The following is a 13,596-nucleotide window of genomic DNA, read 5'->3' on the forward strand; positions in this document are numbered from 1 at the left end:
CCAAAAAAATTGGCGTGGTCAGGGTATTCACCTGTCGCCCCTCCTCTGCTGACAGGCCCTCACGCCCATTCATGCGCATCGCGTGCCATCGAAAAAACAGATAGCGTCCCATCCAAAAATAGAACTATTTTGGCGACCGGCGACCGGCTAATGTTCTTCTCGACGGAGCGCTCGCACGCATTGCGGGGCGAGCGCAGCTTTGATCGAGGAGAGAGATCCAGCATGAAGAAACACCGCGTCGACCTGAATTCCGACATGGGAGAAGGCTTCGGTTCCTGGACGATTGGCGACGGCGTCGATGAAGAAATCATGCCGCTCATCAGCTCGGCCAACATCGCGACCGGCTTTCACGCCGGCGATCCCAACATCATGGCGCGCACGGTCCAGCTCGCCAAACAGGCGGGCGTGGGCGTGGGCGCGCACCCCGGCTTTCGCGACCTGGTGGGGTTCGGCCGCCGCACGCTCACCGAGACGCCGCAGGCGCTCGTCAACGACATCGTTTTCCAGCTCGGCGCGCTGCGCGAGTTCGCGCGCCTTCACGACGTCAGCGTGCAACACGTGAAACCGCACGGCGCGCTGTACATGCTCGCCGCGCAGGACGAGGGTCTGTCGCGCCTGCTGGTCGAAACGCTGCGGCGGCTTGATCCCACACTGCTGCTCTACTGCATGGAGGCGTCGGTGACCTACCGGATCGCATGCGAACTCGGCCAGCCGGTGGTCCGCGAGTTCTACGCCGACCGCGACTACGACCGTAGCGGCTCCATCGTCTTCACGCGCCGCGTGGGCAGGCTCGACCCGGCGCAGGTGGCGGCGAAGGTGCTGCGCGCATGCGTGGAAGGACGGGTCAGGACGGTGGACGGCGAAGACATCGAGATCGACTTCGACTCCGTCTGCATTCATAGCGACACGCCCGGTGCGCTCAAACTCGTCGAAGCCACGCGCGCGGCGCTGGTGAGCCACGACATCCGGGTCGCAGCCCCCCAATACGCGGCTTCGCGCTGATATGCACTGACGTGCGCCGCCCACAACAACGATGAGGAGCCCCGAGATGGCACAACAACACGAGATCGTCAGTCCCCTGCCCGGCACCTTCTATCGGCGCCCGTCGCCCGACGCCGCGCCTTATGTCGAAGCCGGTGCGACGGTGGAAAGCGGGACGGTAGTGGGACTCGTTGAAGTAATGAAGCAGTTCAACGACGTCGAAGCGGGCATAGCGGGCCGCGTCACGGAAATTCTCGTGGACGACGGCGAGCCCGTCGACGCGGGTCAGGTTCTGATGCGGATCGAGGAATGAGCGCCATGAGCAGAGTGAATTCGTCGGACGCCCCCGCCGTTCGCACCGCCTTCTATCAACCCAGGCGCATTCGCACGGTACTGGTCGCCAATCGCGGCGAGATCGCCGTGCGCGTGATTCGCGCCGCGCACGAACTGGGCATGCGGGCGGTCGCCGTGGTGAGCGACGCCGACCGCGAGAGCCTCGCGGCACGCATGGCCGACGAGGCCATTCACATCGGCTCGTCGCACGCGGCGAAGAGCTATCTGAATCCATCGGCCATTCTCGACGCAGCGAAGCAGTGCGGAGCCGACGCGATTCATCCGGGCTATGGCTTCCTGTCCGAGAACGCGGCATTCGCCGCGCAGGTGGAGGCGGCCGGCCTCATCTTCGTCGGCCCTTCGTCCAGCGTGATTGCGACCATGGGCGACAAGGCCAAAGCGCGCGAAACGGCGCAGCGTGCCGACGTTCCCACCGTGCCGGGCAGCAACGGCGTCGTGCTCTCGCTCGACGAAGCGCGCCGCATCGCCGGGCACATCGGCTATCCGGTGATGATCAAGGCCGCGGCCGGCGGCGGCGGACGCGGCATTCGCGTCGCGCACGACGCCGCCCAGCTCGATGCCGAACTGCCGCTTGCGCAGCGCGAAGCGCAGGCCGCGTTCGGCAACGGCGGCGTCTATCTCGAACGCTTCATCGCGCGCGCCCGGCACATCGAGGTTCAGGTGCTGGGCGACGGGCACGACGTGGTCCATCTGTTCGAGCGCGAATGCTCGTTGCAACGGCGCCGCCAGAAGATCATGGAAGAAGCGCCCTCGCCTTCGCTCACGCCGGCGCTGCGCAGCGCGCTGTGCGCCTCCGCGACGCGGCTTGCGCGGCAGGTGGGCTACCGTAGCGCGGGCACGCTGGAGTACCTGTTCGACGACACGCGCGGCGAGTTCTATTTCATCGAAATGAATACGCGCATCCAGGTCGAACATCCGGTGACCGAAGCGATTACCGGCGTCGATCTCGTGCGGGAAACGCTGCGTATCGCCGACGGCGAACCCTTGCGCCTGAGCCAGAGCGACATCGTGATGCGCGGCGCGGCCATCGAATGCCGGATCAATGCGGAAGACCCGGCGCACGATTTCCGCCCGAGCCCCGGACGCATCGAGGAACTGGTGTGGCCGACAGGCCCGGGCGTGCGCATCGACTCCATGCTCTACCAGGGCTATGTGGTGCCGCCGTTCTACGATTCGCTGCTCGCCAAGCTGATCGTCTCCGACGAGAGCCGCCCCGCCGCGCTCGCGCGCCTCGAACGGGCACTTTCCGAACTGCACATTCGCGGCGTGAAGACCACGGCGCAACTGCATCGCGCGTTACTCGCCGACGACGATGTGCGCGCGGGCCGCTATCACACGAACTATCTGGAAACGTGGCTCGCGGCCTCGCGCGAACAACTGGCCGCCACGCCGGTCAACCACGAGGAGGCCGCATGACGACCCGTTACACGTTCGGCGGCGACGAATTCATCTTCGTGGAAATCAGCGAGGAAATGTCGCTCGACGCCTTCTTCAAAGGCACGGCGATCACCCGCGAACTGCAGCGCCGCGAGGTGCCGGGCATCGTCGACATCTGCCCGGCCAATGCGTCCTACCAGGTGCGCTACGACCCCGACGTGATCGACCCCGAGTCGCTGCTCGCCTTGCTCAAGGAAATCGAGGCACAAACCGGCGACGCGGAGCTGAACATCGCCACCCGCATCATCGAAATTCCCGTGCTGTACAACGACCCGTGGACGCACGAAACGCTGATGCGTTTTCGCGAGCGTCATCAGGATCCTAGTTCGACGGATCTGGAATACGCAGCGCGGATCAACGGCAAAGCAAGCGTGGACGACTTCATCGCCGCCCATTCCGGCTCGCCGTGGTTCGTCTCGATGGTGGGCTTCGTGGCCGGTCTGCCGTTCATGTTCCAGATGGTCGAGCGCGCGCGGCAACTCCAGGTACCCAAATACGTGCGACCCCGCACCGATACGCCGAAGCTCACGGTGGGTCACGGCGGCTGCTTCGGTTGCATCTATTCGGTGCGCGGCGCGGGCGGCTATCAGATGTTCGGCGTGACGCCGGCGCCCATCTTCGACCCGGCACAGCGGCTCGACTATCTGCGCGACTTCATGGTGTTCTTCCGGCCTGGCGACATCGTGAAGTTCAAGCCCATCGACCGCGCCGCCTACGACGAAGCCGTGGCCGCCGTGGAAGCCGGCACGTTCTCACTGCGCGTGCGCGACGTGAATTTCTCGCTCGAATCCTTTCTGCGCGACCCGGACGCGTACAACCGTTCACTGGTCGAGGTGCTCCATGCCGACTGATTCCCGCCTCGCCATCGAAGTCGTCAAGCCCGGCCTTGCCACCTCGGTGCAGGACACCGGCCGGCAAGGGTATTACCACGTCGGCATTCCGCCTTCCGGCGCGCTCGACCAATATGCGCTGCGCGCGGCCAATCTGCTGGTGGGCAACCCCGAATCCGCCGCGGCGCTCGAATGCACGCTGCTGGGTCCGCAACTGTTGTTCCATGTGGAGACGCTGATCGCGGTCACGGGCGCCGACATGCTGCCGAAGATCGACGGCGTGACGCAGGCCTGCAATGTCGCGCTGCGAATCAAGGCGGGCAGCACGCTCACGTTCGACTACGTGCGAGGCGGCGCACGCGCGTATCTGGCCGTGGCCGGCGGCATCGACGTGCCCGTGGTGCTGGGCAGCCGCTCCACCTATGCACTCGGCGCCTTCGGTGGACACGAAGGGCGGCGCCTGCAGAAGGGCGACCGGCTCACGGTGGGCCGCGAGCGGGGACCGGCGCGCGAAGGCACGGAACTGCCCGCACCGCTGCGCACGCCGCTCGCCCGCGAAGTCGAACTGCGCGTGCTGCCGGGCCTCTACCATCACCGGCTGACCGACGAATCCGCCGCGACGTTCTTCGAAGACACCTGGGTGGTGGCGCCCGAAGCCGATCGCATCGGCTATCGCTACAAGCAAGGCCGGCCGCTCGACTTCAGGCCGCGCGAGCAGCCGTTCGGCGCGGGCGCCGATCCGTCGAATATCGTGGATGCCTGCTATCCGGTGGGCTCCATTCAGGTGCCGGCCGGACTGGAGCCGATCATCCTGCATCGCGATGCGGTTTCAGGTGGCGGCTACGCCACCATCGGCACCGTCATCAGCGCCGACATGGACCTGATTGGCCAGATGCAGCCGAACCATCAGGCGCACTTCGTGCCGGCCACCATGTCGCAGGCGCTCGCCGCACGGCGTGACGCGCAATTGCGGCTCGCACGCCTGCGCGAAGTGCTGCTGCGGTAGCGCGCAAAGCGGTTCGCTGCGAGCCGCGTGTGTCGCACGGCGGCTCGCTTTCTAGCGCTTTCTAACGCACGTTTCCAATCACCGTACGCCGCCTCGCGGCGTGCGCGGACCCGTGCGCCCGTTCGACCGATGCACGACCCACGCAGTTTCTGTTCTCTCCGCGGCGTCACCGCACGCTCGCTTCGGCGCCGCCGTTCCTGGACCCCGCAGTGTATTGAGGAGCACGTTGATGGCCAATCTGACGCAGGAAGTCGCCGGAGGCGACCTCGATCTATCGACCGCTGCCATTCCGGACAGCGCCCGCATGCCGGCGTTCTCGCTCACCATGGCGTGGTGGGCGGTATGCAGCGCCGTGTTCTACATCGTCGTGGGCGCCACGCTCGCGCTGACCTATGGCGCGCGCAATGCGCTGATCGGCATGGCGCTCTCCGTAGTGTCGTACGGTCTCGTCAACGCCGTGATCAGCCGTTACGCGGTGCGCACCGGGCTCTCCGTTGCGCTGTTTTCACGCGTGCTGTTCGGCAGCTCGGGCGCGGCGCTCGCCACCCTGATCTTCTTCGCGACCGCCATCTATTACGCGGTCTTCGAAGGCTCCGTCATAGCGGTGGCGGCGCATAGCCTCTTTCCCGTGCTCGATTACCGATGGGCCGCGCTGATCGTGGTCTGCTACAGCGTGCCGCTGGTGTTCGGCAGCGTGCAGCACTGGCTCGACAAGTTCAACGGCGTGCTGTTGCCGTTCTATCTGCTCGGGCTCGTCGCCGCGGTCGTGCTGACCACCCACGAATATGGCTACAACGCCGCATGGCTCGACTTCGGCCCGAAAGGCACGGTGCCCGCCAACGGCTGGTGGAACTGCTTCGTGTACTACATGGGCGTCTGGGTACTGATGATGTTCACCTTCGACTACGCCCGTTTCGGCCGCAGGAAAGACGCGGTCTATCATGGCCGCTTCAACTTCGGCATGCCGTTCTATCTGGTCACGTTCCTGTTGAACGGCGCGGTGGGCATCTATCTGGTCAGCACGACGCCGGGGCTCGGCACGCTCTCCGAAGTCTCCGTGGTGCTGGCGCTGCTCAAGCTGATGGGCATCTGGGGTCTGCTGTTCGTGTGGGTCACGCAGTCGCGCATCAACACGGCGAACTACTATCTCGCGGCCATCAACATGCAGGCGTTCTTTCAAAAGGTGGTCGGCCTGCGCGCGCCGAAGTTCGCGTGGGCGCTGGTGGTGGGCGTCGTGGTCTATGCGCTGATGATGGCCGACGTGTTTTCGAAGATCCTGCAGGCACTCGCGTACCAGGGCATCTTCGTCGTGGCGTGGGTGGGCGTGGCGCTCGCGCACATCCTGTCGGCGCGCTATGACGAACTGGTGGGCGATGCCATCGAGTACCGCGATTCGCATGTCCCCGCGTTCAACCCGGGCGGTTTGGCCGCCTGGTTCGCGGGGGCTTTCGCCGGCCTCGTGCTGATGAACATGCAGGGAGCCGTGCAGTCGCTCTCCGCGCCGGCCACCTTCGTGGTGTCGTGGCTCGTCTACCGGGGCATGCTGGCGTCGGCGAAAAGGACGTGGTTCGTGCGTGGAGAGGATACGGGCAGTTATTGACGATAAAGACCGGGCGATAAAGACAGGAAGATAAAGACAGCCGGGCTCTTTTTCCTTTCCACAGGACTGCCGCGATTGCCGTTCATTTGGCGGCAATTGCGGCGCCGCGTTCAGCACGGACCTTCAGCCAAAACGGCTTGCGCGACACCAAATCAACCGGCCGCGTGCCGGTCAAAAAATGAAATCGCAAGCCTCAGCGCAATCCCGCTGACGACCAGCGTATGATGTCTCGCACGGTCGGCGAGACGCGACTCCCCCGGACACCCCCGATCGGTGGGTCCGATCCAGGCCAAATCCCGCCCTCAACCGTTCGACTCCCCTCCCATCGCAAGCCAACCCGGGCGTATCTGGCGCATCCGGTCGGTCAAAATCCACAGCTTCAATCACTGCGGAACGCGGGGGAGGCCTGACGACACGAGCCTGCGCCGTGTCGAGGCGTCGAGATTGGTCCGTTTATTTGCCGCGCTCCCAGGCGCCCAGCCACGGCGAGTTCGGTCAGTACCTATGGCACTATTTTGAATGCGGCGACGGCGAACTGCCTGCGAGGCGGCCTTGCCTGTCGCGCGTTGCCGCGTGCAATCGAGAAAAATACCGAGTCCGGTTTGAAAGGAAGCAAGTTTCATGGATGAACGCAAGCGAGACAGCATGATTGCCTACCTCCGTCACCGCATGGAGGAGTTCGGGATCAGCCCGGATGATCTGGCCTCAGCAATCGCTGCTGACACGAAGGTTGAGCGTTATCGCAGCGCGAATGGCGACAGCTGGAGCGGCGAGGGGCCCATGCCTCAATGGTTGAAGCAGGCGATTAGCGCCGGGCAGTCCCTCGAGCACTTTGAATTGTCATCGGAGCCGGTTTCGCGGCCGCCCGTTAAAAAAGGCCCGGACTGGGCGAATGACCCATTCGCGGGCAGTCCGCTCGCGCGGCCGAATTCCCGTTAGCGCAAATGCGGTCTGGCGCACGGCGGCGGTCATAAAAGACGGGACTATCGAACACGTGTTTTACTCCGTGTTTTCTCCGGAACAAAACGCGAGTGGAGTCATCGCATGGCTGGAGCCGAACCGATAACCGCGAGAAGTCCGCAGCACGTGGTGGAACTGCTGGACAGGGCGTTCAACGAATGCGACGTCGATCGTGTTCTCGATTTTTACGACGAGAAAGCCGTTGTCGTCTCGCAGCCGGGAAGAACGATTAGCGGACGCGGCCCATTCAGGGAATTTTTCGAATTCGCGGTGAAGTCCGGCGCGAGCGCGAAGCAACTCAAAACCCACGTTATCGAGGCCGATGGCGTTGCGCTGTTCCTCTCTCGCTGGACGCTGGAGTACGAGGAATCAGGCGGGAAGCGTTCCGTGAGAGAACTCGTCGCCACGACCGTTTTTCGCAGACTGCAAGACGGCGAATGGAAAGTGCTGATCGACAATTCATTCGGACCATTGGTGCTGGATGCTTGAAAGACGGTTCTGCCCTACGTTAGCCATGGCGTGCGAGGAAGCGGTCCAGTTGTCCGGCGAACGCCTTGCTGTCGTTTGCGGTGTACGGCGCCGGGCCGCCCGTCCCCACGCCTGAGCTGCGAAGTTGATCCATGACCTCGCGCATGGTGAGACGCTCCTCGATATTTTCGCGGCTGAACCAGCTTCCACGCGGGTCCAGCACGTAAGCGCCCTTCTCGAGCGCCGCAGCCGCCAGCGGTATGTCCGCCGTAATCACCAGGTCGCCGTGCGTGACCAACTGCACGATGCGCTCGTCGGCGGAGTCGAAGCCGGCCGGCACCTGCAGCGCCTTGATAAAGCGCGAAGGCGGCGTGCGCAAATACTGATTCGCCACCAGCGTCACGCATACTTCGACGCGCCGTGCGGCCCGAAACAGCATCTCCTTGACGACAACCGGGCAGGCGTCTGCATCAACCAGCACTTGCATCGAGGTATGTCCGATAGAGGAAGAAGGCCCCATGTTACCGCCCGGCGCGCCACGTCGCGATTGTGATGTGCTGCAACTGCGACGGCTGTGCGAAGCGGGCTAAAGCAAACCCATCGCCGACGCCTTGAGCGTGGCCGCCGCGCGCGTGGAGCATTCGAGCTTGCGAAACACGTTTTCGACGTGAGTGCGCACCGTGCTCGGGCTCATCGTCAACTCGCGCGCGGCTTCCTTGTTGCTCGCGCCGCGCGAGATCACGCGCAGCACGTCGATCTCGCGCGGCGAGAGCTGCGGGCCGTGTTGCAGGCCGTGTTGCCCACCTCTCGCGTACCGCAGGGGCCGCCGGACGACGGGCGCCTCCTCCGTCACCAGCGCGTCGACAATGTCGTCGCTCAATCTGCCGGCCGCCACCTCATAGCGCAGCATTTGCGCGGCGGCATCGGCGCCGAGTGCGGCGCGCCAGGGCCGCGCCGAGCGCAACGCGACCCATGCCACCGATGCCGCCAGCACGCGAGCCTCCAGCGTCAACGCCTGCCCGCTCGCGCCGCGGAAATATCCCGAACCGTCCTGCCGTTCATAGGCATACGACGCCAGTTCTGCGGCTTCGCCAAGCGCGCCGGTCTGCTTGCCGGCGCGCGCCGTCCAATAGGGCACCAGCCGCACCTTTTCCCAGGCACTCGCGGGCAAGGGCGTCGCCATGTTCCACACGCTGTTGGGCACGGCGGCCCTGCCGATGCCGTGCAGCAATCCCGCCCGATAAACACGCGCGTGCGCGGCTTTGTCCGGCGTGAGCCGGGCGCAACACGCCGCCGCAGTGGACGCGACCGTGCGCGAAAATCCCGTCATCCACGGCAGCTTCAGATCGATCACGTCGGCAATGAGTTCAGCCGACGTGGTCTGCTCCATATCGGACGTCATCAGCGCAGCGTCGAAATCGGTGAGCGACGCGCGCTCCAGTTCTGCCAGCCAGCCGGCCGCCTGACGTGCCGCGGTCTCGACGAGGCGCGCCGGATATCGCGCACCAGACCGTTGACCGATCAGCCCGAGCGCCTGCTCGATGCCATACGTGCGGCCGAAAATCTCGAGGTCTCCCGCAAGCGCCACGACGAACACCGGCATGGGCACCCTCTCGCGCGCAACACGCCCCGGCAGGCCCGCGCCGTCCCATGTTTCGAAGATGTGACGCAGCGCGGTTTCCGTCACGCTCGAAAGACCCAGCATGCGCGCAACCTCGCCCGACACCTCGCAGTGGATTTGCGCAAGCGGAAGCATCACGGCACCGGCGCCGCCCGATGCCTCAAGCCGCTCGGCCCAGCCTGACCGGCCTTCGAGCATCGCGAGGCGAATCGCGATGTCGTCGCCGAACACGTCCGCAAAGCCCGCTGCGTTCGCCGTGCACCCCGACCAGCGCAGCAGCGACACCTCACGAACCGTATCGCACGCCCATGCATCGAGTCTCGCCGCGTGCGCCAGGCGCGCTGCCAGCCATCCGGTGCGCAGCGAATGGTCGGTCGGCTGGCCCATGCTCAGGTCGCCAATGAAGGCGAGCGCTCTCACGCAATCGAATACGCGCAGCGGGGGCGAGCTTGTTTGCGGGTCGAACGTCGGCATGGATCACAAGAAGTGGAGAGGAACTGCGCCCGATCATACGCGACGCGGCGCGCACGCAAGATCGGTCATTTGACCGATGTTGTGCGACCCGACGAGGTGAGATTCTGTCGCTCACCGAGGTCCGGTCGCTGCGTCAGCGCGATGGGCCCCATGCCGCGGAACCGGAATATTCCGTGCCTCGCTGCCGTTTACCGCAGCTTCAACCCACCGTTATCGCCCTTGGGGCTGCCTTGAACCGCGATCTCATCCATCCCGCCTACGTTCGCCTCTTCCACTGGATCAACGCCGTCTGCGTGATCGGTATGTGCATGAGCGGCTGGCAGGTCTATAACGCGTCCCCCATTTTTCACGCCATCAGGTTTGCCCCAGCCATCACGCTGGGCGGCTGGCTGGGAGGCGCGCTGCTCTGGCACTTCGCGATCATGTGGGTGCTCGTCGCCAACTTCCTCGCCTGGCTCGCGATCGGTATTGCAACGGGACGCTTGCGCCGGACGCTGTTTCCGCTCACGGTCCGCGCCTTGAGGGCGGACCTCCTTGCCGCCCTGCGCGGCCAACTCACGCACGACCACCTGGGCCGCTACAACGCCGTGCAGAAGCTCGCGTATCTGCTCGTCGTTGCCGACATCGCGCTTGTCGTGCTGTCTGGTCTCGCTGTCTGGAAACCCGTGCAGTTGCCGCTCTTGAGCCGCCTGATGGGCGGATTCGACAACGCACGCGTGGTGCACTTTGCGGCAATGAGCGGGCTTGTCGGCTTCTTTGTCGTACACGTGACGATGGTCGCCATCGTTCCGCGTTCTCTGCTGACGATGATTCGGGGGCGCTGAGCATGGGTAACCTGAAAAACAACGCGTCGCCCGCTTCCGTTTATGCGCCGGACGCGGCCGCCATCATCAAAGAGGCCCAACGCGAACTCGGGTCGCCTGCGCGGCGGCTCTTCGGCCGAAGAATGCTCTCGCTCGGTGGGTTGATGCTGCTCTCCGGTTGCGAACTGAAATCCGGCAACGCGGTGGAGGCCATGTTGCGTCGCGTGTCGCGGTTGAACGACGAGGCGCAGGCCTTGCTGTTCGATCCGCACACGCTCGCGCCGACCTACCCGGAGTCGATGATCACGCGTCCGTTCCCGTTCAACGCCTACTACGACATCGATCAGGTGCCGGAGGTCGATGCTGAAACGTATCGCCTCAAGCTGACGGGACGGGTTAAAGGCAAGTCCGTCTGGAGCCTTGCCGAACTGGGCGCGTTGCCGCAACGAAGCCAGGTGACGCGACATATCTGCATCGAAGGCTGGAGCGCCATCGGCAAATGGGGCGGTGTGCCGTTTTCCTATTTCCTGTCGCGAGCCGAAGCGGACACCACGGCGAAGTACGTGGCCTTTCACTGCGCCGACGGCTACTGGACCAGCATCGACATGCCCACTGCGCTTCACCCGCAGACGCTGCTCACGCTGACCTGGGACGGCAACACGCTGCCCGCGAAGTACGGCTTCCCGATGAAGCTTCGCATCCCCACCAAGCTCGGCTACAAGAACCCCAAACACATCGTGGCCATCACCGTCACGAACGAATTCCCGGGCGGATATTGGGAGAACCAGGGCTACAACTGGTTTGGAGGGTCCTGAGCCCGCGCAGCAGGTTCCCGGGTCCGCCCGCTTCGACGTCAATCGTCACCTTTCTTCACTGCATCAGGAGTTTTCATGTCCATCCGCCGCACTCTCGCCGTTTCCCTGCTCATGCTGACCGTGGCCGAAGCCGCGTTCGCGCAGTCTTCCGCCGATAAACCCGAACGCATCAGAGGCACGATCGAATCGTTCTCGGGCAGCTCGTTGGTGGTACACCGCCGCAGCGGCGACACGGTCAGCATCGACCTGAAAGACGCGACGCACGTCAACGCCGTGAAGGCCGTACAACTCGCGGATATCAAGCCCGGCAGCTACGTCGGCGCGGCAGCGACGCCCGGCGAAGACGGCAAGCTCGTCGCGAAAGAGGTGCTCGTGTTTCCGGAAGCGGCGCGAGGCGCGGGGGAAGGTCACTACGCGTGGGACCTCGGCGCGAATAGCTCGATGACGAACGCGAACGTCGACACGGTCGTGCAAGCCACCAGCGGCCGCGAACTCAAGCTTTCATACAAGGGCGGCACCAACACCATCACCGTGCCGACCACCGCGCCGGTCGTCACACTCATTCCCGCCACGCGCGACGAACTGACGAAGGGCAAGCACGTTTTCGTGATTGCCACGCAGGCAAAGGGCGGCGCCTACAGCGGCAACCAGATCGTCGTGGAGAAGGACGGCGTCGCGCCTCCGATGTGAGCCCGGCGGCTGCAGCCAAGTGGCGTCAAAAAAGTCAAAGGAATCAATCGTGTGCACGAGATGCACATTTCCAGGAAAAGGTTGAGCGCGCAGCGGGCCGCGTCCTAGACTCGGCTCCAATCACGGGGCTGCGGCAAAACGTCCGCCCCTCCGTGATGGGTTTCGGTGTGCAGCCGTCGCCCCTGCGCGCCGCGCATCGCCCCCTCGGCGATACACGGCATCGCTTCATCCAGCCGCCGGAAGAGCGGCTCACGACTATATCTGGAGACTTTTTATGACGTCACGAAACCGTCGTGCCGAAGAAGGCGGCACGATCAGCAAGGGAACGGTCGCACTGTGTCTGGCGATCGCGTTGCTCGAAGGGTTGGATCTGCAATCCGCCGGCGTAGCCGGACCCCGCATGGCCAAGGAGTTCCATCTCGCCGTGGCGCAGATGGGCTGGGCGTTCAGTGCCGGCGCCATCGGGCTGCTGCCGGGCGCTGCGTTGGGCGGCCGGCTGGCGGACCGCTTCGGCCGCAAGCGCGTGCTCATGTGGTCGGTGGCGCTGTTCGGATTGTTCTCGCTCGCCACCACAGCCGTCTGGAATTTCGAAAGCCTGCTCGTCGCGCGCCTCTTCACGGGCCTTGGCCTCGGCGCGGCCATGCCTAACCTGATTGCGCTGTGTTCGGAAGCCGCGGGGCCGCAGCAGCGCAGCACCGCCGTGGGCGCGATGTACTGCGGGATGCCGTTCGGCGCCGCCATTGCAGCCGTCATCGGCATGCTGGGTACGGCAGACGCGAGCTGGCGCCATGTGTTCTACGTCGGCGGCCTTGGGCCCATCGTCATGGTGCCGCTGCTGGGCTTGTTCCTGCGCGAGTCGCAGCAGTTCATGGCGGCGAAAGCGTCGAAGGTTTCGGCGGCGACGAAGCAAGGCACGCCGGGCGTGACGGAAGCGCTCTGGCGCCAGGGCCGCGCGCGAACCACGATCGCGCTGTGGATCAGCTACCTGGGCACCCTGATCGTGCTGTACTTCCTGATGAACTGGCTGCCCTCCATGGTGCTTGCGCGCGGCCTCTCGCGCGTGCAGTCCAATCTCGTGCTGATGATGTTCAACATCGGTGGCGGCGTAGGGGCGGTTGCAATCGCGACGATCATGGACCGCTTCGGCCGGCGCGGCACGGTGATCGGCATGTACATCGGCATCGTGGCAGCGCTTGGCGTGCTCGCGAGCGCGAGCGGGGCAAGTTCCACCGCCGTGGGCGGCCTGCTCTGCGGATTCTTCATCGTGGGCGGCCAGTCGGTGCTGTACGCGCTCGCGGGTCACGCCTACCCGACCGAGGTGCGCGGCACGGGCGTGGGCGCAGCCGTCGCGGTGGGTCGTCTCGGCTCGATTCTCGGGCCGCTCGTGGCAGGGCAGCTTTTCGCGCTCGGCCAGAGCCCGTCGATGCTGGTGGGCGCGAGCATTCCGCTCGTCGTCATCGCGGCGGCCGCCGCACTCAGCGTCGCGGGGTCGTTCGTGCAGCGCGGCGCACTGGGTGCCCAGCGCGCGTGAAGGGGCGCACGCTGTGCGGACGTGGG

The 13,596-nt window shown here is 65.0% G+C and carries 14 protein-coding genes; 12 read left to right on the forward strand and 2 right to left on the reverse strand.

The genetic code is table 11. The features are described 5' to 3' along the window. Window positions 1–222: 222 nt before the first annotated feature. The 8 genes from P2869_RS27605 to P2869_RS27640 all read left to right on the forward strand — a co-directional run bounded on the left by P2869_RS27605 (window position 223) and on the right by P2869_RS27640 (window position 7,657). Window positions 223–1,002: a 5-oxoprolinase subunit PxpA gene (locus P2869_RS27605; RefSeq protein WP_277598582.1), complete on the forward strand. Its 780-nt coding sequence runs from the start codon at window positions 223–225 to the stop codon at window positions 1,000–1,002. 46 nt (window positions 1,003–1,048) lie between these two features. Next, on the forward strand, window positions 1,049–1,294 hold the full coding sequence (locus tag P2869_RS27610; RefSeq protein WP_277598583.1) for an acetyl-CoA carboxylase: 246 nt from the start codon (window positions 1,049–1,051) through the stop codon (window positions 1,292–1,294). Then, entirely contained in the window at window positions 1,291–2,751 is a 1,461-nt protein-coding gene (locus P2869_RS27615) for an acetyl-CoA carboxylase biotin carboxylase subunit (protein WP_277598584.1), read from the forward strand. Before P2869_RS27610 ends, P2869_RS27615 begins: the two co-directional genes overlap by 4 nt. Further along, the gene (locus tag P2869_RS27620) at window positions 2,748–3,623 is read left to right on the forward strand and encodes an allophanate hydrolase subunit 1 (RefSeq protein ID WP_277598585.1); all 876 of its coding nucleotides are present in this window, start codon (window positions 2,748–2,750) and stop codon (window positions 3,621–3,623) included. The genes P2869_RS27615 and P2869_RS27620 overlap by 4 nt, the downstream gene beginning before the upstream one ends. After that, window positions 3,613–4,608, forward strand: a complete 996-nt coding sequence (locus P2869_RS27625) for a biotin-dependent carboxyltransferase family protein (protein WP_277598586.1) — start codon at window positions 3,613–3,615, stop codon at window positions 4,606–4,608. Before P2869_RS27620 ends, P2869_RS27625 begins: the two co-directional genes overlap by 11 nt. Window positions 4,609–4,837: 229 nt before the next feature. Next, complete coding sequence (locus P2869_RS27630; protein WP_277598587.1) at window positions 4,838–6,208, forward strand: cytosine permease; 1,371 nt, start codon at window positions 4,838–4,840, stop codon at window positions 6,206–6,208. A gap of 621 nt (window positions 6,209–6,829) precedes the next feature. Then, window positions 6,830–7,147 (forward strand): H-NS histone family protein, encoded by a 318-nt coding sequence (locus P2869_RS27635; RefSeq protein ID WP_277598588.1) that lies wholly within the window; start codon window positions 6,830–6,832, stop codon window positions 7,145–7,147. Between the two features lie 105 nt (window positions 7,148–7,252). Then, window positions 7,253–7,657 (forward strand): DUF4440 domain-containing protein, encoded by a 405-nt coding sequence (locus P2869_RS27640; protein ID WP_277598589.1) that lies wholly within the window; start codon window positions 7,253–7,255, stop codon window positions 7,655–7,657. 19 nt (window positions 7,658–7,676) lie between these two features. Here P2869_RS27640 and P2869_RS27645 read toward each other — a convergent pair whose 3' ends face one another. Both P2869_RS27645 and P2869_RS27650 read right to left on the reverse strand, forming a co-directional pair. Beyond that, window positions 7,677–8,123 carry a YaiI/YqxD family protein gene (locus P2869_RS27645; protein ID WP_277598590.1) on the reverse strand — a complete coding sequence of 149 codons (447 nt, stop codon included), beginning with the start codon at window positions 8,121–8,123 and terminating at the stop codon, window positions 7,677–7,679. 99 nt (window positions 8,124–8,222) lie between these two features. Further along, window positions 8,223–9,731 (reverse strand): HD domain-containing phosphohydrolase, encoded by a 1,509-nt coding sequence (locus tag P2869_RS27650; protein ID WP_277598591.1) that lies wholly within the window; start codon window positions 9,729–9,731, stop codon window positions 8,223–8,225. Between the two features lie 230 nt (window positions 9,732–9,961). Here P2869_RS27650 and P2869_RS27655 point away from each other — a divergent pair, with 230 nt between their 5' ends. The 4 genes from P2869_RS27655 (at window position 9,962) to mhpT (ending at window position 13,570) form a co-directional block, all read left to right on the forward strand. Further along, complete coding sequence (locus P2869_RS27655) at window positions 9,962–10,555, forward strand: cytochrome b/b6 domain-containing protein (RefSeq protein ID WP_277598592.1); 594 nt, start codon at window positions 9,962–9,964, stop codon at window positions 10,553–10,555. Between the two features lie 2 nt (window positions 10,556–10,557). Further along, a complete protein-coding gene (locus P2869_RS27660) occupies window positions 10,558–11,349 on the forward strand; it encodes a molybdopterin-dependent oxidoreductase (RefSeq protein ID WP_277598593.1) in 792 nt (263 codons plus the stop codon). Between the two features lie 75 nt (window positions 11,350–11,424). Then, window positions 11,425–12,039 carry a DUF5666 domain-containing protein gene (locus P2869_RS27665; protein ID WP_277598594.1) on the forward strand — a complete coding sequence of 205 codons (615 nt, stop codon included), beginning with the start codon at window positions 11,425–11,427 and terminating at the stop codon, window positions 12,037–12,039. A 274-nt stretch (window positions 12,040–12,313) separates the two neighbouring features. After that, window positions 12,314–13,570: a 3-(3-hydroxy-phenyl)propionate transporter MhpT gene (gene mhpT / locus P2869_RS27670; protein WP_277598595.1), complete on the forward strand. Its 1,257-nt coding sequence runs from the start codon at window positions 12,314–12,316 to the stop codon at window positions 13,568–13,570. The last annotated feature ends 26 nt before the right edge of the window (window positions 13,571–13,596 follow it).

This window comes from Paraburkholderia sp. SUR17 (genome assembly GCF_029536165.1).
In the GTDB taxonomy this organism is placed as follows: domain Bacteria; phylum Pseudomonadota; class Gammaproteobacteria; order Burkholderiales; family Burkholderiaceae; genus Paraburkholderia; species Paraburkholderia kururiensis.

Bases quoted from the DNA above. Each gene is read 5' to 3' on its own strand.
- P2869_RS27605 (WP_277598582.1), top strand. From the start codon at position 223: ATGAAGAAACACCGCGTCGACCTGAATTCCGACATGGGAGAAGGCTTC.
- P2869_RS27610 (WP_277598583.1), top strand. From the start codon at position 1,049: ATGGCACAACAACACGAGATCGTCAGTCCCCTGCCCGGCACCTTCTAT.
- P2869_RS27615 (WP_277598584.1), top strand. From the start codon at position 1,291: ATGAGCGCCATGAGCAGAGTGAATTCGTCGGACGCCCCCGCCGTTCGC.
- P2869_RS27620 (WP_277598585.1), top strand. From the start codon at position 2,748: ATGACGACCCGTTACACGTTCGGCGGCGACGAATTCATCTTCGTGGAA.
- P2869_RS27625 (WP_277598586.1), top strand. From the start codon at position 3,613: ATGCCGACTGATTCCCGCCTCGCCATCGAAGTCGTCAAGCCCGGCCTT.
- P2869_RS27630 (WP_277598587.1), top strand. From the start codon at position 4,838: ATGGCCAATCTGACGCAGGAAGTCGCCGGAGGCGACCTCGATCTATCG.
- P2869_RS27635 (WP_277598588.1), top strand. From the start codon at position 6,830: ATGGATGAACGCAAGCGAGACAGCATGATTGCCTACCTCCGTCACCGC.
- P2869_RS27640 (WP_277598589.1), top strand. From the start codon at position 7,253: ATGGCTGGAGCCGAACCGATAACCGCGAGAAGTCCGCAGCACGTGGTG.
- P2869_RS27645 (WP_277598590.1), bottom strand. From the start codon at position 8,123: ATGCAAGTGCTGGTTGATGCAGACGCCTGCCCGGTTGTCGTCAAGGAG.
- P2869_RS27650 (WP_277598591.1), bottom strand. From the start codon at position 9,731: ATGCCGACGTTCGACCCGCAAACAAGCTCGCCCCCGCTGCGCGTATTC.
- P2869_RS27660 (WP_277598593.1), top strand. From the start codon at position 10,558: ATGGGTAACCTGAAAAACAACGCGTCGCCCGCTTCCGTTTATGCGCCG.
- P2869_RS27665 (WP_277598594.1), top strand. From the start codon at position 11,425: ATGTCCATCCGCCGCACTCTCGCCGTTTCCCTGCTCATGCTGACCGTG.
- mhpT (WP_277598595.1), top strand. From the start codon at position 12,314: ATGACGTCACGAAACCGTCGTGCCGAAGAAGGCGGCACGATCAGCAAG.